This is a genomic window from Nitrospirota bacterium (assembly GCA_016235245.1).
GTDB lineage: Bacteria > Nitrospirota > Thermodesulfovibrionia > Thermodesulfovibrionales > UBA6898 > UBA6898.
In genome coordinates this window covers 86,254-107,645 of sequence record JACRLO010000015.1, presented here as the reverse complement: position 1 = coordinate 107,645, position 21,392 = coordinate 86,254, and the positions used below count along the sequence as shown (strand labels likewise).

The window sequence follows — 21,392 nt, the reverse complement described above, 5'->3', positions numbered from 1 at the left end:
TCCCAAAATCGGATACTTTCGCAAACGTCGGGCCTACATTATCAGAGCTCGTGACTGCATAGACAATTTTCAAAGCCTCATCTTCAGCTGAACGCAACCACCGCAAACGTTCCGCCACTTGAACAAAATGCTCGCCGTCTCGCCAAAGCTGTCGCAATGATCGGAATTGTTTGTCGCCTTCAACTGGACGGCCACACTGAAATAAAAGAATAGCGTAATCAAGCCTTAATTGCGGCGTAATCCGGTAATTTGTCGCATTCAACTGCTCAATCAATTCCAACTGTTGCCTAAATACGTAAGGATGATTCAAAGAAATTAGATCGTAACTCAGCCTAATAACCAGCATATTTCCTCTTCCCGCCGGATGTGCTAACACATGCAGAGCTCTCTCTCGATTCAGCTCTGAAACATCCGTTAAGGCCATTCCAGAAGCGAAGTCACTCCCTTCAGTAAGTTCCTTCCATGCCATAACCAAAACATCGATCGCATTTGCCGGTTCGACATCTCGAAGCGTCTGAGGGGTCTGCTTAAACAATATCGACAATGCCTGTTCGGAAAGACTCCCCAGCTGTGATCTGCGATATACAGCCTCATTCGAAATAAGTGTTGAAAAAAGAATTCCAAGCGCCTCTATGCAAAGTTCAATCGCAAGCCCAGTAGAATGTCGAGCGCTCTCCAATAGATTTTTTACATAGGTTTCTATGACGAATGAATTGGTCGGGCTCTCTGCATACGCTTTACGCGTAACATCATTCGCCAATTTACGCAATTCAATTATACGCTCGATCGGGGCTCCCTTCTCCGACTCAACCTCTGATAGATCCAGATAAGCGTTAGCAAGCGAATTAAACAAATTAACGTTCGATTCAAAACCTGACTCGTAATCGATGAAGTTAAGTGCATACTCGATGTCTGCAATTGCTCGGTTGAGAAGAGTTTCCCTATCATCAAGAGTTACGCCAAAGATTCTTTCGTCCAACTTCGCAATTCGACGTCGAGAGACAGCTGTGTGATGACGAAATACTCGACTTGTGTCGCAGAGTGAGCGCGGCATTTTATCAAGAGCTTCAAGTACCTCTCGCCAAATCGAGACAAAGCTGCCGTGCCCGTGATCAGGATCGATTTTAAAAATAGCCGTAGCGAAATCCTCTCCTATGGATCGATATGCGCGCTCCCCTAAAACAGGTTTTAATGAAACCTCCCGCAGTATCAAGAAACGTAAATGCTCGGCATCCTTAGCATCGGAAAAACCGAGATCCTCACGCATCTTAAAATCATAAAATAGTGCGTTAATCAGAAACCGGCCTAAAATATCATGAACAAGAGCCCAGTGTTTCTCTCCATTTGTAGATATTCGCACCAAACCCAACGCAGCAAGACTTGATTTATTGTCTTCAAGAAGATATGACACGGGCCACTTGCCCTTAGATGCCGGCAACAGCGCTTCAGGTAGCGGAAGCCGCTCTGAACTTAAGGCGGCAATTTCAAGAATAGCTTCCTGAATTGTTCGATCGACAGCATTTTCTTTGAAAGAGCGGTAAATCCACTGTTGAATTGATTCCGAAAGATCATATTGACCTTGAATCCAGAAAGATAATGTAACCCAAAATGAGGAGGTCCCTTCGAGATAGCGCACAGTATGGTCTCTGTAAAATTCATCCCACTGCCAATCATGGCGCTGCTTTCCATAAACGCGTAAAAACTGATTAAGATGACGACCAAGCTCATGAGCTTCGGGCTGATCCAGGGCATGATTCAGTTCTGCTAAGGGTTTGAAGATCGAAGAGGTGAGGTAGGGCAGGGAGCGCAGAGGTCCCGTGACAACGATGATGCAGACCGGACGCCCTGATTTTTCCATCTCATTTCGGAAACGAATAAGTTCACTATCTCGATACTGCCAGTGTAGACTGTCAAATACTATTAACCAAGGCGTCTCATAACGGCGTAAGGCAACTTCTCGCTTGTGCTCATGCGATTGATTAACATCAGGAATAGCTGTTGAAGCTGCATTGCGACTTAGCTGCATCTCAACAGTTTTATGCACGCGGCTCAGCAAATTCACTACAGCTAACGTTTCGGGCTCAAATGGTACTGATTTAGCCATTAAAACTGGATATCCTTCTCTCGCAAATTCCCAAGCAAGCATTCGTAAAAGCGTTGTTCCGCCGGCACCCGATTCGGATGAGATATATGCGACACAATTCTCCTCAGCCCCAACAGTATCAAGTTTCTTAAGACAATCACGTAATTTCAATCTACACTGCATATCGCGAATCCATGGCAAATTAGCGGCAAAAGGCCGCCAAGAAGCCTCAGGGTTTCGAAAAAATGCTATAAAATCTTCCTCGGAGAGTTCCTCAGGCATGAGTGGTATCAAATCTCGTTCCTCAATAAGAGAATAATGCTCTAAGATAGGCCGTTCAGGCTCATCCGTTTCGGTTATATCAACCTTGTGCAGGCCTCCGCTAACGTCGCGAATGCGAATGACATGTCGGGCCTCGGGATATGTAGTGCCATAACGGGACAGAATATCCTCAACGACAGGGATTACGGGCATATTGACAAGGTTTATTGCAAGATAGCTATCCGATTCTCCAAGCCACTCCTGCAACATGACAGCAGCATCCGGCACATTCGTGACAAAAGTAAGATACGAGCGAAACCCAGCAGACCAAAGATCTTGCAGCTCCACTGGAATTGGCTTTTCGTCAGCAGAAATGACAAGAATATCACGCACGGTAGACCTTCGCAATTCTTCCAGCATCGTCATTTGCCTCAACTTATCCGCGAAGCCCGAAGAGGCGGGAGCAGCCTGTCGGCCATTCAATAGATAGATAGGTAAGCATCTTTGTGGCAAGGGGATACGCGATGGATCACTATCAATAATTCGGATGAAGCCTCGTTTGCGTATCAGCGGCTTACCAGAGATTTCTCCTTCCTCCAAGGCTTCTATTAGCTCTGGGGAGTAGACCTCCGAGATAACCATACGCCATGGTAAACCCAGAAAAGCAACGAGAGCCTCTTTGCTGCGAAAATCTTTAGGCAAAGACCTAATCCAAAGCGCAACATCTCTACTTTCAAGCTTGGATAACAGGTTGTCAGAAATCCGATCAATAGATATTATTTTGTTTTTGATCACATCATCCCCCTGAGTAGTCAAACAGTTTCAATCTATCCTATCTAATTCGCACAAAATTAAAGGGCAAAAAGGGCATATTATCTTCATTAAAACAGCCTTGTTTGTATATAAATTTAATGAGGTAATATATCATGAGCTTAAAGGTTAATTCAGTTTTTCCGGCATTGAGATAAAACAAAGTAATCCTGTAAGTCTGCCGCTCCTTCGTATCCACAGGGCAGCCATATCGCCCACACGCTGCCAATACTCATTAAGGAAGAGTTACATTGGGGTCAGACTTGCCTATTGACATTTAAGCTCGTCGCCCATCTTTCTGCACTCCACAATTCAGCTTTTTAGTGTCCATAACCACAGTGCGGGTCACGAACTGTCCCGTGTCAGGCAGCTCTCTCAATCTCTGCGGCCTCATATTCCGGAAACATGATGATCGCGGGATGGACGCCGAATGCCTTTGCCAACTGCTCAACCCGCTTCTTGCCTATTTCTACCCGATTATTTTCCAGAAGGCTCAGGTTCGTTGCGCTGATGCCGGAACGTTTGGCAAGCTCCTCCTGGGTCCACCCCTTCAGGTCACGAAGCATCCGGATAACTTCGCCTGAAGTCAGTCCGCCATGCGGCTTGGCCGGGACGAACTCATCTTTCTTCTTCGCTTTCATATTTGCCTCCTAATAGTTGTGCGGCGTTATCTCAAGAACTTTCACGGTGACAATTTCCTTTTCCACGGTATAAATAACCCGGTATTGCAAGCTCAAGCGCGATGATCGCTCACCCTGGCGATCTCCTCTCAGTTTCTCGTCGTGAAATCCCGGGAATTCCTTCAGTTTCTCAGGTCCGTGCCGGAAGACAAGGTTTTTCCAGAGCTCGTATTTCTTAACAGTCTCACGCGGAAGCTTGCGGCATGTCTTTTCAATATCCCGATGCTCTCTTATCCGCCACATTATGGTTTATAATAACTTATTAATTTTAATAATACAAGAGTGTCTCGGCAGGTTCCGTACCAGCTCAATCTACCAGCATCTCTTTAATAATAGGAGAGAATCAGGGACATATCCCATTTTCTTGATCGTATCATCGTGGACACTTACCTCTCCCTTGTATTCACAACAACGGTCCTTGCGGCCATGTTGCCGCGCTGCCGCGACATATCACTTTACCCACTGCGCGACTGCCAAGCCCGAAAAATCAATGAACGCATGAGCGACGATGACCGGCCAGAGCGTTTCACGCTTCGCATACCAATAGCCAAAGATCAACCCTGTCGGAATAATCGCCATAATGCCGAGCGGCCCCTGATACAGATGATACAGAAGCCGGATGGCGACGCTCACGTTCACGGCATAGGTTATGTTCTTCATCCTCTTCAATGTTCCTATCACGTATCCGACGACAAGCAGTTCCTCGTAAAGCGGGTTGATTATCGAGACGGCCATAATATGAGCAAAACTGATCTCGCTGCTGGTGAGGGGTGTCTGACTGATGCTCTGCAGATACTCCGGCGATATGCTGTTGAGGACCAAGCAGAGCATGACATACGAGCCGTAGGCAAAGAGGGCCAGCAGAATGCCGGATGCAGTTGCGCGGACCGACGGCCGGATCTTGAAATCAGCGAACTCCCAGCCCCGCTCCTTCAGGAACCAGAGCACAAGGGCGAGCATCACCACCTCAACAACTGTCAACGACGCGAGATGATTTTGCGTGATTGGGGCAGTGTTGCGGGGCATGATGAAATAGATGATCGAGCTGAGAGAGAAATAGCCGAATGAAAAGACGGTGACCAGTATAAACTCGGCGCGTATTGATAAGGCCTTAATCATCTCTTATGCAGGTTAAAGAAACTGTCCACGAACATCAGCTGGTTCCGCACCGGCTCAATCTACCAGCAGCTCTTTGATAATCGCCTTAACTTTTTGAACCTTTTTTTTGTCTATCATACCGAGCCGTTTTACCAGCCGCTTCTTATCGACTGTTCTTATCTGATCCAGAACGATCCACCCGGTCTTATTCTGAAACGCCAGCTTTACCCTTGTCGGATAGTCATGGGATTTGGTCGTCATCGGCGCGATGATGACCGTCTGCAGATTATCGTTCAATTCATCAGGGGATATGATAAGGCAGGGCCTTGTCTTCTTTACATGGCCGATGGTCGGATCAAGGTTAATAAGATAAACGTCGTACTGCATGCTACCACTCCCAGTCCTTCATTTCGATATTCAAAGAATCATCGACAAGCAGCAGATCTTCTTTGCGTTCATGCATTTCCTTAAATGCCCTGGCCCACCCTTCCCTGACTTTTTTCTTTATCGGTTTTATCACAAGCGTATTATTCTCCACTTCAAGTTCAGCCGCTTCATTAAAATTACACTGCCCAAGTATGGACTTTGGAATTCTTATTCCCTTTGAGTTACCGATCGATACAATGCTTACCTTCATCCTGAACCTCCTGGATCTGCCAGACTGATGTAATTATATTGTAATTACAATACCAAAACGATCACCGCACCGTCTACCGAAAGAAATATCTATATGCCAAGCAGGGGTTAGCTTAGGGAAAAAGGGCTTCCTGATCTTTTCTGAGCCGGGCAAGACTTTCATTCACAATCGGGAACCTGCCTGAAAAGATCCTGTTCATCACCGCAGCAAGCTGCCGGAACTTATACGCATCATGATGGGAGTCTCCCTTCAGTTCAGAGGCCCGCCAACTCTGCTCGTCAGATATGCGCAGCTCCACCCCCAGCGTATGCTGCTGGGTCTTCTTGCTGACCCGGTCGCGAAAGGCATAGACCGGTGTGCCGGGTATCATGATCTCGTTTGTGTCGGCAGCATGGTGGATCGGCACAGAGTAGGCGAGCTTGCACTGAAACTTCCGATGTCCGATTGAGGAGTGCTGGTTCTTTGCAGCGTCAACACTTAGGGCCTCATAGAACGTCCGGGCATTGGCAAGCAGATCGCCTTCAGACGGCATTTCGTAGATACCGCCGGACTGAACCAGACTCTGCATCAGTCGGCTCACCGCCTCCTTCATGCTCTCGGGGCTGTCGAAAAGGGTCTGGGTGATCGAATAGGAGGCGGTGTTTTCCTGCAGGATCACGCCCCTCTTCTGGAGCGCGTGGAACAGCTTCAAGGTGTCATACATGTCCCTGAGGATAAAGGTTATTGCCAGGATGTCCCGTATATCATACGCCTCACCCTCCAGGTCCTTGCCGAGTTTAGTGAACATGCTCTCCGGGCTCTTCAGTCTGGCCTTGATCTGGGCGATAGGGACCAGGACACCATCCCCGCTGTTAAAGACGAGGCAGCCCTCGCTTTGATCGAATGCCAGCGATTCCTTCAGCTTATGGAAGAAAGTCGAGACCTTCACAAAGGCCGTCTGTGCAGGCTCGTTGTCAGGGATATGTTTCGGATTGTCCCAGTCATACTGGTACAGGTCGTCAAGGCTCTGGCCCTGAGCCTCAAGAAAGAAGCCGAGCTGGGCATAGTCGTTGATATCCTGGCTGTCCTCTTCAACCGACTTGATAAGATGCGCCATCTTGAGCATTGAACAGGCCATCTGCTGCCAGGCCCCCGGAACGTCGAAGTCTCTGCCCTCATGACCATAAAAGACATGCTGGTATCTCCGCGACGAGGCCATCAGAAAAAGATGGCGCGGGTCTGCGCGTACAAGCTGCCTGAACTCCGTATCCATCAATACCGCCTCGATCTCAGAGAGGGCATTCAGACATTGCCTATAGAGAGCATTGTTGGGGGACTGCAGTCCGGCGAGTCCATTGAGCTGCTTTTTCACAAAGGGGAAGAGCCAGTCGAGGAAATACCGGTACACACGGTCGATGTATCCGCCTGCCCGTTGCTTCTCACTCTCCTGCAGATCATTGGCATGGACAATGTCGAAGCCGCGGTTGCCCATAATCCTTGCAGCCTGCGCAAGGGCTGACACATACTCTTTTGCCGGCAGAAGAAGAAAAGGCGTCATCTCGGTCCTGTCGAGGACCGAACCGAAGATCTCGTGGTGAAGTTCGCTGCCGGATCGCGTTTCGTTCATCTGCATTATTGGGGTCAGTGCAGGCTATTGGCAACAAAATTCAGCCGGCATCTGAATAACCAGTCTCTATTATATCCTATCAGAACTTATTGCTGGATATGCCTGGCGGCCGCTTGACATGGCAGATACTTAATTCCTAAACTCAACAGCATCTTCCCGCAGGACTCGATTGGATGCGGGGAACTACTTGTTGGAGGGCCGGCAATCATGAAGAATTGGCTGGACTTACCGATTACGCGTCGTCAGGCAGTAAAACTTGTTGGTCAGGGCGGGCTTTACACCTTTATCCTCACCCAGTTGTCGGGCTGCGCTTCTTTCATGCCGAAAGGGACAAGCCAATTTCAAGACGCCTACAGAGATCCCCTCACCAATCCGGAAGGCCTCTGCTTTTCTCCGTTTGACCGGACGCTGGGCGATATCGCGCCGAAAGAGTTTGGAGGAGACCGCCCCGAAATCCCCCACGAATATTTGCTGAGCAAAGACAGGTCCGGGCTTAAAAGACTGGCCGATAGTATTAAGGAGGTAGAAAAGACCCGCGTGGTTGTCATTGGAGCCGGAATTGCGGGCATCACCGCTGCCTATGAACTGCGCGGTTATAACCCGGTTATGCTCGAGCAGGGGTCTCGTTTCGGCGGCAATGCGCAGGGCCAGTCATGGCGCGGCACTGACTATTCGACTGCGGCAGCCTATTTCTGCGGCCAGGATGCGGACAGCCCTATTCTTAAGTTCTATCAGGAAATCGGCATTGATAAAATCTGGCGGACCAAGAAAGAAGAAGACCCCGTTTTGCTTAAGGGCAGGCGGTACACCAATTTCTGGAATGGCGAAACAGCACCGGAGGCCAAGGCGCAGTTTTTAAAGCTCAGGAAATACTTTGAAGACGTAAATGAAGAAAAAGAGGGACAGATATATCCTGAAATCCCGCCGACCAATGAGGAAGTCCTGCAGCAGCTCAAGCAATTGGACCGGATGACCTTCAGGAAGCATCTGGAAGAGGTGCTCGGCTCAAAACTCCATCCGCATATAGAGACCGCGCTTGAGCATTATTGCTGGTCTACCTTTGCCTGCACCCTTGATCAAATGAGCGCAGCAGGCGGAATGAACGCGTATGCCGCCGAATTCGGCGATATCTATGTCATGCCCGGAGGCAACGGTGCGATAGCCGAAGCAGCGCTCAGGAAGATGACCGAAACCGTGCCGCTGAGTCAGTTCAGGCCGCGCGCGCTGGTATTCGATCTGCAGGTCAGCAGGCAGGGCGTGCTGGTCTCCTATATCAATCATCTCGGGAAGGCGGTCAAGATCCAGGCTGAAGCGGCCATTGTCGGCTGCCCGAAGTTTGTGGTCAGGAAAATCCTTCGCGATATTGAGCCCGAGCGTATGCAGGCCTTTGAGCATCTCAAATACAATGCCTATCTGGTGGCCAATGTCCTGGTAAACCAACCCTATAAAGAAGATGAATTTTATGATTACTATCTGCTGGGCAACGGCACCGTCGACAACCCCAACATCGAAAAGGCGACTGATGAGCAGGGCATTACCGATGTTATTTATGGAAGCTACGCGCGTCCGGATATAACTGCAAAGGGCCGCCCCGGCCACACCGTTTTAACGCTCTATCGGGGCTTCCCCTATCGTGAAGGACGCAGCAATCTCTACCTAGACAATGCGTTCGACAAATATTACCAACAATTTGAGAGCCAGATCAGGCAGGAGATTCTGCCTCAGCTTAAGCTGGAGCCGTCAAACATCGTGGATATCAGGATTGCGCGATGGGGCCACCCCATGCCGATCCAGAGCCCGGGGTTGATACGCCATGGCATCATTGACAGCCTGCGCAAGCCCTTTAAAGAGCGCGTTTTCTTTGTCCAGCAGGACAACTGGATGTATGCGGCAATCGAAACCTCGATACAGGAAGGCCTGATCTGGGCAAAAGAGGCCAGGGAAAAACTGGGCTGATTCCCCGGCCTCTCAGGCAGAGGCAAAATGCGCTGCGCTATTCCTCAGCCAGGACCTGGAACATACGCTCCCTATCAAAGGGCATTCCCTTAGGAATCATCCGTCCAGGACAATCTGACGCTCTATTTCTTGGCCATAGCCGCGAACATGGCACTGGCACCCTCCTGTATTTCCTGATCTGTCAGGTCCCTCGTATGCGTTGCGAGGCCCCAATTGTACCCGAAGGGATCATTCAGTGAGCCGAAGCGGTCTCCCCAGAACATATCCTGAACAGGCATCTTAACAACGCAGCCTGCATCAAGCGCCTTCTGAAAGGCGTTGTCCACATCTTCAATATACAGATAGAAACTGACCGGTGAACCTCCCGCGGTCTCGGCGCTCTTACAGGGCTCATTCGGACTTTCTTCCCCCATCATGATAATCGAATCGCCGATCAGGATCTCGGCATGCATCACCCCTTTTCCGTCCGGCCCGGGCATAATGTATCGCTCCACAGCGCCAAAGGCCCGCTTATAAAACTCGATGGCCTTGCGTGCATCTTTCAATACGAGCATTGGTGTAACGCTCTGATATCCCTCTGGTCTTGCCTTTATCATTGCTGCCTCCCTGATTAAAATGGGACTCTTTTTTTGAACCGTAAAACGGTTGCTTGTAGCTCTCATTCTATCAGATAATTTCTTTCAATCAAATACGCCGGGAGATTTCTGGGGCTAAAAATCAGCAGCAGGGAACACAGGGCATTGCAGATTGCGGAGCTATTTGATAAGATGGGCTATGAGAAAACCGAGAGCTATCGTATGTGATGATGAGGCCATAATTCTGGATATGTTTCGCACCGTACTTGAAAGAATGGGGTATGAAGTCTTGACTGCAGCTACTCCCATGACATGTTCGTATTATCGTGAACATGCGGAGAGCTGCCCGCAGCATAACCGCTGTGCCGATATTCTCATAACAGATCACAGAATGCCTGCCATGACCGGGCTGCAATTGCTTGAGATGCAGCAGAAGAGCGGATGCAAACTCAGCAGCAGGAACAAGGCGTTGATTACCGGAAATGACCTTTCCGAGCTTAAACTTCAGACAGAGCTTTTGGGCTGCCGGTTTATGCTGAAACCAATGAGAATCTCTGCCATTACCGAGTGGGTCAAGGAGTGTGAAAAACGCTTTGACCTGTCAGAGCCGCTTGCCACAGATCTGTACATGCCGGCTACAGGAAAGCAGCTCTGTGTCTTAAATTCCAAATAGGAGGTTCAAAAATCTCAATTTGGCCGCAGCCTTTCTTCCTGCAGCCCTTCTCTTTGCAGATGCATACGAGTCTCTGACTGAAGGCAAGCCCCTTCGCACAATAAATCAAAGCTAGCAGATATGTAGCAGGGAATGGCAGGAGGTATAGAGGAAATAAAGTGCGGTAAGGATGAGCAGGAGGCCGAAGAAGAGATTGACCCTCCTGAGCGCTTTCGCGGAGATGAACTTCTTGGCCCAGTAGATAAAGAGCGAGAGGGCCGAGAGATAGGAGGCAAGCCCGAGACTGCCGGCTGCAAGAAACGACAGGGCAATCTCGGTATTTAATTCCGTGATCAATCCGACATCCTTAAAAACACGCGCACCCGATAGCCACCAGAGCACCATCACCGGGTTTGTGGCCGAAAGCGTCAGCCCGGACAGAAAAGCCCAGCGTTTTCTCCCGAGATGTGCAGGGGCCTCGACCGTCTCCTGGTCCTTTAATCCGTGCAGAAGACTGAGTATGCCGAGCAGTCCCAGGATTAGACCCCCTGCCAGCCAGAAGACTGCCATGATCCTGTCATTTTCGAGAAAAGGCGCGATCCCGAAAAAGGCGATGATACCGTAAGACAGATCAGCAAAAAAAGCGCCGAACACAACCATGAACGAGGCCTTCAGGTTGCCGTTTATCGACCGCCTTAAGACTTCGATCTGCACGGGACCGGCAGGCACTGCAGCCAGACAGCCCAGACAAAATGCCGCTATAAGAAAGAGAGTGTAGTGCATGATTAAGAAGTTTTTTATTATAACCTAAAGACCCAGGAGGGGATATCTTTGCAAAGCAGTATTTGTATTCTGGGCTGAGCTATAAGCTCTGTCTGACTTGCTGTCTTATCAATTCATATATTCTTTTCAGAAGCAGCGTCTTGTGATATTATGTGCAAAAAAGAGCAAGCCGGAAGTTAGCATACGCTTTTTAACTGCGACATAGTATAACTACTGGCATTAACAGCAAATGCATTCTAAAGGGGACGACGATGAGAATCAGGGAAACGGCAGCAAAGCCGAAAGGAGCGCTTGTCCTCAGTTCGAAGACAGACACGTCCGCACCTGGCGCCGCAGCCCTAAGAAATGCAGACAGCGTCCAACCCAACAGAAAGAACTCACTGACGAACGCAAAGCCTCTGTCGGTCAGAATCAAGGACTTCCTGTTTGCGCCTCCTGAGGAAGGAAAGCTTTCGAATCTTACCGCACTAGTTCTTCTTTCGATCCTGATTGGCGGGATAGTCTTGGTGTATGGCTATATCATCTGGCTTCTCTCTGCATCACCCGGGACGTTTCGAACTATGCTCAAGTTTCTATTGTTCGTTGGCCTTCCCATCCTGCTGCTGTCCCTTTTTGAAACCGGCCGAAAAATTCTCAAAGGTCTGTTTATTGTCCTGCAGGTGCTGCTGTGTGTTCTTGATATGGTCAGCAGTATCAGTGGAGGACGCAGCAGAGGCTTTTCAGGTGGTAGCGGAGAATTTGGGGGGGGAGGAGCCTCAGGTAAATGGTAATGCATAAGGCTGATCGACTTTTCAAAGAAGAGCAGAAGCAGAAGATTGTCCAGGCAACCCGTGAAGCCGAGACGCGTACAACCGGAGAGATCGTGGTAATCGTGGCCAACACCAGCGGAAACTATTACGATCTCAAGGCAGCATCTGCACTGGGATTAAGCGCTGTAATGTCTCTGCTGGTCTGTGTATCCTTATTGCACGTCTCGCTATGGAATTTGCTGACACTGACTGCAGTATTTTTCCCGCTCTCTTTCCTTTATTTTTCGCGAGCCCAGGCAGTGACACTCGACTTGGCGCCGACTCGCCGCATCGAAGGGGCCGTGCGGAATGCTGCCCTGCGGGAGTTTTACGAACACGGGATAGATGAGACAAAGGGACACACAGGCGTGCTATTTTATATTTCGCTGCTCGAGCGGAGAGTGTTCGTGTTGGCTGACAAGGGAATTTACGAGAAGATCACGCAGCAGGTGCTTGATCGTTATGTCTCTGAGGTAGCAACAGGTATCAAGGCTGGTCGAGCCTGCGAGGCATTAATTAAAGCAATTGCCGGAATTGGAGAATTACTTGCTGCCCATTTCCCGGGGCTACCTGACGATAGTAATGAACTTCCCGATTCTGTTCTGAGTGACACCGACCAGTAAAAAGACTTCTTTGAATCCTTTGTCCCGGACCTTAGCACTCGAAATATCGCTGAATGGGGTTCTTGCGTCCGGTTGTGCGCTGATATACTTCGTCGGAATAACCAAGGGCAACGACTGCATGAATCTGCTCTTCAGGCGGAATGCCAAGTGACTGCACAAGAGATGGATCTCTCTTCATTGCGGCAACGGCAAATCCGATAAGGCAGGAACTGAGTCCCATGCTGTGTGCAGCTAGCAGGATATTCTGTGTTGCAAGCAGGGCGTCCTCAGCCGGGCAGCTTGCACCGGGCCTGGAGCCAACAACAATTGCAGCAGTGGATCCATGAAAGAGATGTTCCTTGCCTTCAGTCTGCCACTGTTCAAGCGCCCTCTTCACCTTCCGGTAATAGCCGCGGTAATAGGCATCAAGCTCTCCCTTTCCAATCAGCCTGAGGAAGAGCCGGAGCAGGGTATTGTCTGCCGTGCTGTTTAGTTTTCGGTAATAGGAAGCGACATGTCCGGCAAGGGAAGTCACTGCCTTCCTTGTAGGCAGGACCGTGAAGGTCCAGGCCTGACTGTTTGTACCGGACGGCGCTGTGATACCGATCTTTACAAGGTCTTCGAGCATTGCCAGATCTATCGGTCTGTCAGTAAAGCTTCGGCAGGAGCGGCGTGAGGCCATAAGCTGAACCAGTTCGGATGTGTTATATTTTCCGGGAGCGAGCCACTCTTTCTCTGCAGTAAAGGTCTTATAGCGAGACATCTCTTCATCGATCCCCGCAACACGGATCGCCGTTTGGGGACAGACTGCCTCACAATGTCCGCAGGAGATACAATCCATTCCTGTGACAGCCGCCTTTCCGTCAACGAGCGAGATGGTGCGTGAGGGGCATACGCTGACGCATGCGCCGCAGCCGCTGCAGAGCTCCCGGCCAATTTCTAATCTGTCTTCAGGTATCACCATCTTCTCCGGGAGCGTTTCTACTTTCTGGCATGTCCTACTGATTGCGCCAGGATGATCTTCTGGTCAGGCCGCAGATTCATCGTCCTGGCCAGCGTCTGCCTGTCGACCAGACCTCGCACAACCGTAGCCAGTCTTTCGGAGGCGCAATACAGATAGACGTTCTGGCTGATAAAACCGGTATCTGCAGCCGAGAAGAGTTCCTTCTCCTCTTTCTGTATATTGCCCATCCTTGAGAAGTCAGCCACATAGATAAGGCTGGCATAGGCGTCCTTCACGTAATCCTGCCTGCCGGTCAAGGCGCGGATATCATCTGACTTTATCAGTTTCAATGACTGACTCCCTGCCTCATACAGATAGAGACCTTCAGCCGTAGCAACATAGATGTCGATTTCCTGATGGTCCATTGCTGAGGGGGCAGTACGTTTTCCTGCGGGGCGGTTTATGCCGAAGGCAGCCCAAAGGAGATTGGAAAGCGTCTGTGCAGAAAGCTTTTCCTGACTGAATGAACGGGAAGAGCTCCGGTCCTTCAGCACCTGCATAAGAGGTCTGCCGCCATCTGTCTGCGGCTTGGGCAGCAGGAGAAGCCTGATCTCTTCAGCAGAAATCGGGGGCGCACAGAACAAGGATATTGCAAATACAAGAAACGTGACAAAACAGAATGCCCTTTTCATTGCCGGCCTCCCTTCATCTTCAAGGTCGCATCTGTCAGTCTCTTTTCGACCGCACAATAGATGCCGCCTTCATGGACAGGCGGAATGCATATCATGCCTTCCCAGGTCGCAGACCGGACAGAGCGGGTATCAAACGTCAACCCATTGATTGTTGTTCTTTCAAATTGATCTTTCATACATATCCTCAGAATAATTAATTTTTGCAGCCATACTTCAGACCCGGTGCTGCAGTGCAGCAGGCATCACGGTCAGATAAAGATCCTGATCTTCGTTCCCCTGCCCTGGACGCTCTCTACCTGCATGGACCAGCCATGCGCTTTTACCAGATGCTTGACGATCGCAAGACCGAGACCCGTGCCGCCCATCGTGCGTGAGCGGCCGGGGTCAACCCGAAAGAACCGCTCGCCGAGCCTTGATACGAATTTTTCTGGAACGCCAATACCGGTGTCTTCAACAAACAGACAGGGCCTTCCGTCATCACGGTCAATGCCGAAGGTAACACCGCCCTTTTCGGTAAACTTTATCGCATTGTCTACCAGGTTGGTCAATATCTGGAGCAGGCGGTTTCTGTCCGCAGAGATCTGGAGCAGTTCAGGTCCTGGGTCAACCTCCAGGGTCAGCCCCTTTGCCAAAGCCCTGCCACTAAACATCTCCATCACATTCTCAAAGACATCCCCAATATCGATCAGTGTCTTTTCGACCCTGATCACGCCGAGTTCGATCTTGGAAATGGTCATCAGGTCATCAACAAGGCTGTTTATACGCTCGCTGTTGGCCTTAATGGTCTGAATAAACCTTGCTGCATTGTCACGGTCATCAAGGGCGCCTTCAAGAAGCGTATCGGCAAATCCCCTGATCGCCGTGATCGGTGTCTTCAACTCATGCGATACGTTGGCGACAAAGTCCTTTCTGACCTGTTCGAGCTTCTCGACCTGCGTGATGTCATGGAAGATCGCCACTAAACCGGAGAGCTCATGCTCATGATAAAAGAGCGGCGAAACCCTGACGCTCAAATACTTTTCAGACGGAACATCGATCCTGAAGACCGTCATACCCGGCGCCAAAGTCCTGCGCACCTCGTCCATGATATCAGAAAAAGCATGGTTTCGCACAACCTCCACAAACGGCAGCCCGCTCATGGGAACGTCACCAAAGAATTCACGCGCAGAGGCGCTCGAAAGCGTAATGAACCCCTTGGCATCGATGATCAGAAGGGCGTCCGGCACGCTCCGCAGGATGACATTCAGACGGTTTCTCTCCTCTTCGCTTTCGGCCATCGTGCCCTGCAGTTTTATCGACATTGACGTAAGGTTGTCCGCGATCTCATTAAACTCTCCGGCGTTTTTGAGAAAGAGCCTCTTGTCGATCTCGCCCCGCGAAAGCGACTTCGAAAAATCGGTAATCTGCATAAGCAGCCTGCGCAGATGGTCGGTCTGCCAGACCGAAAAGATCCAGGTCGCAAGGAAGACGGCCAGAACACTGAGGAAGATCTTCATCCTGAGCAGGTTCACGGCATTGTCCACCGCCCCCAGAGGAACTGCCAGGCGTATGAAGCCCTGCCGCTGCCCCTGCGACACCTTTTTTGCCAGATACAGGAAGTCGTGGTCTGTGGTGCCGCTGTGGCGGACTGCCATGCCGGTTTCAAACAGAAGCGCCTGTTCTATCTCAGTGCGGTCAAGATGGTTGTCCATGACAGAAGAATCCGTATCCGAATCTCCTATGACCCTGCCGTCAGGACCGATGATCGTGACCCGCGCGCCGGTATCCTTCTTCAGTTCCCTGCAGAGGCTGTCGAGGTTCGTCCGGTCAAAGGAAATATTCTTTGCAATAAGTCCTGCCTGCACCGCGAGGCTGGCCCTGAGCGTTTCCCGGTAATTGTCTCTTACCGCAGAAGCGATGAAGATCTCGACAAAGGCAACGGCCATTATCATCACAACGGCATAGAGAATAAATATCCGCCTGAACAGGCCCTTTCTCACAGGTCAGCGTCCATATAATATCCTATGCCCCTTCGTGTCCTGATATACCGGGGATCAGAAGGATCATCTTCGATGTGCGTACGAAGGCGTCTGATATGCACGTCCACGGTCCTCGGCTCCACAAACGCTTCGTCCTTCCAGGCTGCATCGAGCAGCTGGTCCCTGCTGAATATCCGGCCTCTTCTTTCAGCAAGGTAGAGCAGAAGCCTGAATTCCGTGGAACTGAGCGCCACAGGCAGATTATTTTTCAAAACCGTGTAGGTTTCCCGGTTGATCTGGAGCTCCCCGACACGGATTGTGCCGTCCGAAGCCATCCTTTCGCCGGCCCGGCGCAGGACAGCCCTGATGCGTGCTGCGAGTTCCCTGGGACTGAACGGTTTTGTCATGTAGTCGTCGGCGCCAGTCTCAAGACCGATGATCCGGTCAACCTCTTCGGACTTTGCCGTCAACATGATTACCGGGATATGTCTGGTTTTAGGATTATTTCTGATGATACGGCATAGTTCCATGCCCTGGATCCCCGGCAGCATAAGGTCGAGGATCAGGCAATCGAAATGGTTTTTTTTGATGCTGGCCAGAGCTTCTTCTCCGTCCGATGCAGAGGAAACTTCAAACCCCTCTTTCTTCAGATTATAGGATACCAGTTCCAGAATATCGGGTTCATCATCTACAACAAGGACTTTCTTTGCTCCCATAAACCTATATTACCTAGCCCCAGCCTGCCGTGCAAGCGTTAAAAAATGCTCGGAACATGCTCGTCTGAGGAGGTCCCGCAACTGCTATCTCACGGATATGAGCAGACATTATGGATTAATGAAGGACTATTGTTTTGCCTGCATTCTGAATGCGGCCCTGAACTTGTCGTACAGCTCTTCGGGGTCAAAGACCGCACCGCCGGGCCGGCCATAAAAAAGAACCTTTGATGTTCCGTTTACGGCAAGTCTTACGTCCTCAACCATCTGGCCGGCGTTCATCTCGACAACCATAAACCGCTTTGCTTTTCCCGAAAGAGAGGCGAGCTGCTTTTCAGGGAATGGAAACAGGGTAACCGGTCTGAAGAGGCCTATCTTCTTTCCTTCCCTGCGAAGCTCCTTGACTGCAGAAAGCGCTATCCGTGCCGCAATGCCATAGGCAACGACGATGAGTTTCGCATCGCTGGTATCATATTCATCAAACATGACCTCTTTTTCCTTCAGAAGGTCATATTTTTTCTGGAGACTGATGTTCCTCTGCTCAAGCTCTCCCTGTCCCATGTAGAGAGTGCGGATAACACGCGGTTTCCTTCCCTTTGCGCCGTCAAGCATCCAGGTTTTTTTCGGAAGCTTCGGTTTTTTGTATGCAGTCGGATGAAAGGGTTCCATCATCTGACCGACAACGCCATCGCCGAGGATCATGACAGGAGTCCTGTACTGATCTGCCTTATCAAAGGCGCGAAGAGTAAGGTCCCACATTTCCTGCAGGCTGAACGGCGAATAGACGAGACACCGGTAGTCACCATGACCGCCGCCCTTTACTGCCTGAAAATAGTCACCCTGGCTTGCCGCAATATTTCCGAGTCCCGGCCCGCCCCTCTGGATGTTCACGATTACCGCCGGAAGCTCAGCACCCGCAAGAAAAGAGATGGCCTCCTGCTTGAGACTCAAACCGGGGCCGCTCGATGAGGTCATGGCACGTGCTCCGGCCGCAGCAGCTCCGTATACCATGTTGATCGCAGCGATCTCCGACTCTGCCTGGATGAAGATCCCAGCGACTTCCGGCATTCTCCGGGACAGATACTCAGGGATCTCGTTCTGGGGCGTTATGGGGTAGCCGGCATAGAACCTGCACCCAGCCGTGACGGCCGCCTCGGCCAACGCTTCATTCCCTTTCATCAGGAGCATATTTTTTTTAGGCATCGTCCATCCTTATGGCGCTCAATGTGGTGAATTATAGCATACGCAGCCGGGCCCATGAGCGCATCCGGCATCTCCTGAGGAGCGCAGCCGCGGTCAGTCAACAAGAAGAAAGGCACACTTGAGATATGCAGTTTCCGGCATAGAAAGGAGCACGGGATGATCAGGTGCCTGAGAACGCAGTTCGATCAGCCTCAGGCTGCGGCGGGCATTCTTTGCGGCAGTGTTCAGCGTATCGACAAACAGCTCTCTGCCCATATGATACGAGCAGGAAGATGAGGCGAGCATGCCGCCAGGTCTGATAAGCCTCATGCAGATCTCATTGACCTCACGATAGGCTTTTGCCGCTTCTTTCAGCTTGCCTGCGCTCTTTACAAAGGCAGGAGGATCAAGGACGATGAAATCGTATCTTCTCTCTCCCTTTCCGAGTTCCTTTTCAAGATAGGCAAAAACGTCTTCAACCGCGTAATCGATCCTGCTGCCGAGATTATTCAGTTCAGCGTTTCGCCGGGCGTGGGCAATCGCCCTGTCTGAGGAATCGACACAGGTAATTTCCGCTCCGGCAGATGCGAGGTGCATTGACCAGCCGCCGTTATAGCAGAAGAGGTCCAGACCCTTCCCTTCCCTGATGTATCGTTTCAGGGAGACCCTGTTGTCCCGCTGGTCAAGGAAAAAACCGGTCTTCTGGCCTTCATAGGGATCGATCTCAAAAGATATGTCGTCCTCACGGACCACCGGAAGACTCTCAAGACTGCCTTTTACAACCTCTTTGTACCGGTCCAGACCCTCAAGAGATCGAACCCGGCCTTCGTTCCTAAGGACAATAATTTCTGGCTTGATAAGTTCATCGAACAGTTCGATTACCAGATCTTTCATGGCTTCCATGCCGCAGGTAAGAAACTGCAGAACAAGGCACGTTCCATAGAGATCGGCAATAAGACCGGGCAGGTAATCGCCTTCGCTGAATACGAGCCGGCAGGCGTCACTGCCGACTGTCAGTCTTTTTCTCAGGGCAATGGCAGCCTGAATCCGCACTCTCAAAAAATCCTTGTCGATGTTCTTTCTTTCGCGCGTAAGAAGCCTGACGGCGATAAGACTGTTGGGGTTGATATATCCGGTACCGAGGAAATCCCCGCGCATGTCATACACTTCGACAAGGGAACCCGGTGTATAGTTTTTGGGGCTCTCATGCAGTTCATTCGAAAAGACCCAGAGATGACCGCCAAGCAGCCGTTTTGTTCTGGTAAGATGGACCTTCTGCATCATGCTTACTTCATGAACAGGAGAAAACCATTGGCAAAATAGACCAGGCCCGCAACGCCGGCGCCGAGACTCACCAGCCAGAGCGGCTTCTTCTTCAGAAGCGCTGCAACCGATGACAGCAGAATCGCGATCTGAAGGAATATGACCGCAACTCCGAAGGCCTGCTGGTGCTTCTGCGCAGTGTCCCTCTTTTCCTCAAAGGCCTTTGCGTCGGCCTGTATCTTCTCCTTCTCGCCTTCATACTTCTTTATTTTATCTCCATAGGAGACGATCTTCTTTGCAAACTCATCCCTCATCACCGGAGTAACCCTGGCGCCCTGCGCCTTCAGCTGAAGTTCCAGCTCCTCCTTCTGGAGTTCATAGAGATAGCCTTTAATGCTCTTTGACTGGTAATAGGCCCACTGGTCTGACGCCATGGTCTGGCTCAGCACGGCCTTTGTGGAATGGCCGCCTCCCTTGAATGTAGAAAGCGTTGCGCAGACCGCAAATATAACGGTTGTAAGTGCAAGGTAATTGAGCCAGCGTTCTTTCTTCTCTTCTGCCATACATACCTCCAGTCGTCTTCGTGAATCCGGAATTTAAGATTATATCGATCTTTTTTGGGTTAAGGCAATCGTTTATGAAATAAACCTCATGCAGAGTTCACCCTGTTTTCATCTTCAACAGCAACAATAGGGCCGCATTCCACCTAAATCCTTATACATGGAGGCAGCGAATGAAAGCAGCAGCGTATGGATGGATGCGGCACATTACTTTTTCTCCAATTCTCCTGTCAGCGTTTCTTCTCTGCGCTGCAAGCGGAAGTGAAGCAGTTCAGGAGGCCATTGATCAGTATCATACTGACTGCATTATGTGCCACCGGACATCTACGCCGGCTTATGACGCGGCAGCAGCAGTGGCACCTGAGCTGGACATGTCCTCAGTCTGCATGGATTGCCACCACTATGGCGAAACCCATCACCCGGTACAATTTACCCCTGACAGGGACATAGACAGCAGGTTTCCGCTGATAGACGGTGAGATGCAGTGTCTTACCTGTCATGAGGCTCACGGGACGAACCTGCTCTCCAACCCCAAACTGCTGCGCGGTGCACCTTATGCTGACCGAAGGGAGATATGCTCACGATGCCATACACTCGATCTTGATCTGAGCTTTAATCCCCATGTCATGAAAGAACCTGACGGGTCCATTCGGACCATTAACAACGGACCGGTCTGCCTCGTCTGTCATGCCGTAGTCCCTGATCAACAAAGCACCCGCATACAGGTCATATTCAGGGCTGATGTGGCATTCATCTGCTGGCGGTGTCATCCGCCAATGCCTGCCGGTTTCTTTAATGCTCATTTTCAGGCCAAGCCGCGCCGCCAGACGCTGGCATTCATGAAGCAGCATGCCAAAGATGAAGGCGTACTGCTTCCGCTGCTCAACAGGGGCAGGATCACCTGTTCAACCTGTCATAATCCTCATCAGGCAGGTATCATCGTAAAAAGCTCTGCTGCAGTCGGCGCAGACACGTACAAGAAACTGCGGCTCAGCAAAGGGCGTATCTGCACAGGCTGTCATCTAAACAAATAACAATACAAGGAGAAAAGCATGAAACAGAGACCTGTGATGATCCTTATGTGGCTGATATTGTTATTGTCACTGCCGCTTATACCGGCCTTTTCAGCTGATCTGCCCGATGGATGGAGAGCACTCAGGGATGATCTGCATATAAACGAAAAGACCGTCACCCGCCTCGACGGTGCTACGGTGAGCGCCTGGCTTTATCTGTTTCCGCACAGGGGTTCTGACGTATTTCAGGCTGCAGAGCAGCAGTTGAAGGGAATGAGGAAAAACAGCAGCGATCTCGAATATATCGGATACCTCTCTGAGATAGACTGCAGGATGAGCCGTTACAGAAGCATTACAACGATATTCTTCAGGGATGACAGCAACATTATCGCTTCACGCCACCGCTCCAGGGCTGACTGGCGGAATATAGAGGACAAAAGCATCTATTATGATATGTATCAATCGGTCTGTAACGAAGAAAAAACGGCTGCCATGTTCTGAAATGGAAAAGGACCGCTGCTTTGCCACTGAAGCGGA

Annotated in this window: 23 protein-coding genes; 6 read left to right on the top strand and 17 right to left on the bottom strand. The window is 50.5% G+C overall.

The features are described from left to right. The 7 genes from HZB31_08165 to HZB31_08135 all read right to left on the bottom strand — a co-directional run. On the bottom strand, nt 1–3,139 hold a 3,139-nt coding region (locus tag HZB31_08165; GenBank protein ID MBI5847908.1), incomplete at its 3' end, for a hypothetical protein. A 377-nt stretch (nt 3,140–3,516) separates the two neighbouring features. Continuing rightward, nucleotides 3,517–3,795, bottom strand: a complete 279-nt coding sequence (locus tag HZB31_08160) for a helix-turn-helix transcriptional regulator (protein ID MBI5847907.1) — start codon at nt 3,793–3,795, stop codon at nt 3,517–3,519. A 9-nt stretch (nt 3,796–3,804) separates the two neighbouring features. After that, on the bottom strand, nt 3,805–4,077 hold the full coding sequence (locus HZB31_08155; GenBank protein MBI5847906.1) for a type II toxin-antitoxin system mRNA interferase toxin, RelE/StbE family: 273 nt from the start codon (nt 4,075–4,077) through the stop codon (nt 3,805–3,807). 207 nt (nt 4,078–4,284) lie between these two features. After that, on the bottom strand, nt 4,285–4,953 hold the full coding sequence (locus tag HZB31_08150) for a CPBP family intramembrane metalloprotease (protein ID MBI5847905.1): 669 nt from the start codon (nt 4,951–4,953) through the stop codon (nt 4,285–4,287). Nucleotides 4,954–5,007: 54 nt separating this feature from the next. Next, nucleotides 5,008–5,319 (bottom strand): type II toxin-antitoxin system PemK/MazF family toxin, encoded by a 312-nt coding sequence (locus tag HZB31_08145; GenBank protein MBI5847904.1) that lies wholly within the window; start codon nt 5,317–5,319, stop codon nt 5,008–5,010. A gap of 1 nt (nt 5,320) precedes the next feature. Beyond that, nucleotides 5,321–5,569 (bottom strand): AbrB/MazE/SpoVT family DNA-binding domain-containing protein, encoded by a 249-nt coding sequence (locus HZB31_08140; protein MBI5847903.1) that lies wholly within the window; start codon nt 5,567–5,569, stop codon nt 5,321–5,323. Between the two features lie 112 nt (nt 5,570–5,681). Then, nucleotides 5,682–7,175: a hypothetical protein gene (locus tag HZB31_08135; protein ID MBI5847902.1), complete on the bottom strand. Its 1,494-nt coding sequence runs from the start codon at nt 7,173–7,175 to the stop codon at nt 5,682–5,684. Nucleotides 7,176–7,382: 207 nt separating this feature from the next. Between HZB31_08135 and HZB31_08130 the strand changes: the two genes are divergently transcribed. Beyond that, nucleotides 7,383–9,131, top strand: coding sequence for an FAD-dependent oxidoreductase (locus tag HZB31_08130; protein ID MBI5847901.1), 1,749 nt, complete (start codon nt 7,383–7,385; stop codon nt 9,129–9,131). A 122-nt stretch (nt 9,132–9,253) separates the two neighbouring features. Here the strand turns inward: HZB31_08130 and HZB31_08125 are convergent, their stop codons facing one another. Then, the gene (locus HZB31_08125; GenBank protein ID MBI5847900.1) at nt 9,254–9,727 is read right to left on the bottom strand and encodes a VOC family protein; all 474 of its coding nucleotides are present in this window, start codon (nt 9,725–9,727) and stop codon (nt 9,254–9,256) included. Nucleotides 9,728–9,905: 178 nt separating this feature from the next. Between HZB31_08125 and HZB31_08120 the strand changes: the two genes are divergently transcribed. Further along, nucleotides 9,906–10,379 (top strand): response regulator, encoded by a 474-nt coding sequence (locus HZB31_08120; protein MBI5847899.1) that lies wholly within the window; start codon nt 9,906–9,908, stop codon nt 10,377–10,379. Nucleotides 10,380–10,490: 111 nt separating this feature from the next. Here the strand turns inward: HZB31_08120 and HZB31_08115 are convergent, their stop codons facing one another. Next, entirely contained in the window at nt 10,491–11,141 is a 651-nt protein-coding gene (locus HZB31_08115) for a LysE family transporter (protein MBI5847898.1), read from the bottom strand. Nucleotides 11,142–11,392: 251 nt separating this feature from the next. Here HZB31_08115 and HZB31_08110 point away from each other — a divergent pair, with 251 nt between their 5' ends. Further along, nucleotides 11,393–11,911: a hypothetical protein gene (locus tag HZB31_08110; protein MBI5847897.1), complete on the top strand. Its 519-nt coding sequence runs from the start codon at nt 11,393–11,395 to the stop codon at nt 11,909–11,911. Continuing rightward, entirely contained in the window at nt 11,905–12,552 is a 648-nt protein-coding gene (locus tag HZB31_08105; protein ID MBI5847896.1) for a TPM domain-containing protein, read from the top strand. The genes HZB31_08110 and HZB31_08105 overlap by 7 nt, the downstream gene beginning before the upstream one ends. Before the next feature lie 31 nt (nt 12,553–12,583). On the opposite strand, the gene HZB31_08100 is transcribed toward HZB31_08105, so the two are convergent. From HZB31_08100 to HZB31_08065, 8 genes are all read right to left on the bottom strand, one after another. Further along, nucleotides 12,584–13,495, bottom strand: a complete 912-nt coding sequence (locus tag HZB31_08100; GenBank protein ID MBI5847895.1) for a nitroreductase family protein — start codon at nt 13,493–13,495, stop codon at nt 12,584–12,586. Nucleotides 13,496–13,512: 17 nt separating this feature from the next. After that, nucleotides 13,513–14,166 (bottom strand): SagB/ThcOx family dehydrogenase, encoded by a 654-nt coding sequence (locus HZB31_08095; protein ID MBI5847894.1) that lies wholly within the window; start codon nt 14,164–14,166, stop codon nt 13,513–13,515. Next, nucleotides 14,163–14,342: a hypothetical protein gene (locus HZB31_08090; protein MBI5847893.1), complete on the bottom strand. Its 180-nt coding sequence runs from the start codon at nt 14,340–14,342 to the stop codon at nt 14,163–14,165. The genes HZB31_08095 and HZB31_08090 overlap by 4 nt, the downstream gene beginning before the upstream one ends. Nucleotides 14,343–14,414: 72 nt before the next feature. Then, the gene (locus HZB31_08085; protein MBI5847892.1) at nt 14,415–16,145 is read right to left on the bottom strand and encodes a PAS domain-containing protein; all 1,731 of its coding nucleotides are present in this window, start codon (nt 16,143–16,145) and stop codon (nt 14,415–14,417) included. Further along, nucleotides 16,142–16,840, bottom strand: a complete 699-nt coding sequence (locus HZB31_08080) for a response regulator (protein MBI5847891.1) — start codon at nt 16,838–16,840, stop codon at nt 16,142–16,144. The genes HZB31_08085 and HZB31_08080 overlap by 4 nt, the downstream gene beginning before the upstream one ends. Nucleotides 16,841–16,966: 126 nt before the next feature. Next, nucleotides 16,967–18,040 (bottom strand): 3-methyl-2-oxobutanoate dehydrogenase subunit VorB, encoded by a 1,074-nt coding sequence (locus tag HZB31_08075; GenBank protein MBI5847890.1) that lies wholly within the window; start codon nt 18,038–18,040, stop codon nt 16,967–16,969. A 93-nt stretch (nt 18,041–18,133) separates the two neighbouring features. Then, nucleotides 18,134–19,303 (bottom strand): class I SAM-dependent rRNA methyltransferase, encoded by a 1,170-nt coding sequence (locus tag HZB31_08070; GenBank protein ID MBI5847889.1) that lies wholly within the window; start codon nt 19,301–19,303, stop codon nt 18,134–18,136. Nucleotides 19,304–19,305: 2 nt separating this feature from the next. Further along, nucleotides 19,306–19,845, bottom strand: a complete 540-nt coding sequence (locus tag HZB31_08065) for a DUF4337 domain-containing protein (protein ID MBI5847888.1) — start codon at nt 19,843–19,845, stop codon at nt 19,306–19,308. A 170-nt stretch (nt 19,846–20,015) separates the two neighbouring features. Between HZB31_08065 and HZB31_08060 the strand changes: the two genes are divergently transcribed. Further along, nucleotides 20,016–20,876: a cytochrome c3 family protein gene (locus tag HZB31_08060; GenBank protein MBI5847887.1), complete on the top strand. Its 861-nt coding sequence runs from the start codon at nt 20,016–20,018 to the stop codon at nt 20,874–20,876. A gap of 18 nt (nt 20,877–20,894) precedes the next feature. Continuing rightward, nucleotides 20,895–21,356: a hypothetical protein gene (locus HZB31_08055; protein MBI5847886.1), complete on the top strand. Its 462-nt coding sequence runs from the start codon at nt 20,895–20,897 to the stop codon at nt 21,354–21,356. Nucleotides 21,357–21,392: the final 36 nt, after the last annotated feature.

Coding starts and splice junctions, on each gene's coding strand:
- HZB31_08125 (MBI5847900.1), bottom strand. CDS start 9,727: ATGATAAAGGCAAGACCAGAGGGATATCAGAGCGTTACACCAATGCTC.
- HZB31_08110 (MBI5847897.1), top strand. CDS start 11,393: ATGAGAATCAGGGAAACGGCAGCAAAGCCGAAAGGAGCGCTTGTCCTC.
- HZB31_08100 (MBI5847895.1), bottom strand. CDS start 13,495: ATGGTGATACCTGAAGACAGATTAGAAATTGGCCGGGAGCTCTGCAGC.
- HZB31_08150 (MBI5847905.1), bottom strand. CDS start 4,953: ATGATTAAGGCCTTATCAATACGCGCCGAGTTTATACTGGTCACCGTC.
- HZB31_08095 (MBI5847894.1), bottom strand. CDS start 14,166: ATGAAAAGGGCATTCTGTTTTGTCACGTTTCTTGTATTTGCAATATCC.
- HZB31_08135 (MBI5847902.1), bottom strand. CDS start 7,175: ATGAACGAAACGCGATCCGGCAGCGAACTTCACCACGAGATCTTCGGT.
- HZB31_08080 (MBI5847891.1), bottom strand. CDS start 16,840: ATGGGAGCAAAGAAAGTCCTTGTTGTAGATGATGAACCCGATATTCTG.
- HZB31_08155 (MBI5847906.1), bottom strand. CDS start 4,077: ATGTGGCGGATAAGAGAGCATCGGGATATTGAAAAGACATGCCGCAAG.
- HZB31_08070 (MBI5847889.1), bottom strand. CDS start 19,303: ATGATGCAGAAGGTCCATCTTACCAGAACAAAACGGCTGCTTGGCGGT.
- HZB31_08160 (MBI5847907.1), bottom strand. CDS start 3,795: ATGAAAGCGAAGAAGAAAGATGAGTTCGTCCCGGCCAAGCCGCATGGC.
- HZB31_08065 (MBI5847888.1), bottom strand. CDS start 19,845: ATGGCAGAAGAGAAGAAAGAACGCTGGCTCAATTACCTTGCACTTACA.
- HZB31_08130 (MBI5847901.1), top strand. CDS start 7,383: ATGAAGAATTGGCTGGACTTACCGATTACGCGTCGTCAGGCAGTAAAA.
- HZB31_08090 (MBI5847893.1), bottom strand. CDS start 14,342: ATGAAAGATCAATTTGAAAGAACAACAATCAATGGGTTGACGTTTGAT.
- HZB31_08105 (MBI5847896.1), top strand. CDS start 11,905: ATGGTAATGCATAAGGCTGATCGACTTTTCAAAGAAGAGCAGAAGCAG.
- HZB31_08075 (MBI5847890.1), bottom strand. CDS start 18,040: ATGCCTAAAAAAAATATGCTCCTGATGAAAGGGAATGAAGCGTTGGCC.
- HZB31_08115 (MBI5847898.1), bottom strand. CDS start 11,141: ATGCACTACACTCTCTTTCTTATAGCGGCATTTTGTCTGGGCTGTCTG.
- HZB31_08145 (MBI5847904.1), bottom strand. CDS start 5,319: ATGCAGTACGACGTTTATCTTATTAACCTTGATCCGACCATCGGCCAT.
- HZB31_08055 (MBI5847886.1), top strand. CDS start 20,895: ATGAAACAGAGACCTGTGATGATCCTTATGTGGCTGATATTGTTATTG.
- HZB31_08060 (MBI5847887.1), top strand. CDS start 20,016: ATGAAAGCAGCAGCGTATGGATGGATGCGGCACATTACTTTTTCTCCA.
- HZB31_08120 (MBI5847899.1), top strand. CDS start 9,906: ATGAGAAAACCGAGAGCTATCGTATGTGATGATGAGGCCATAATTCTG.
- HZB31_08140 (MBI5847903.1), bottom strand. CDS start 5,569: ATGAAGGTAAGCATTGTATCGATCGGTAACTCAAAGGGAATAAGAATT.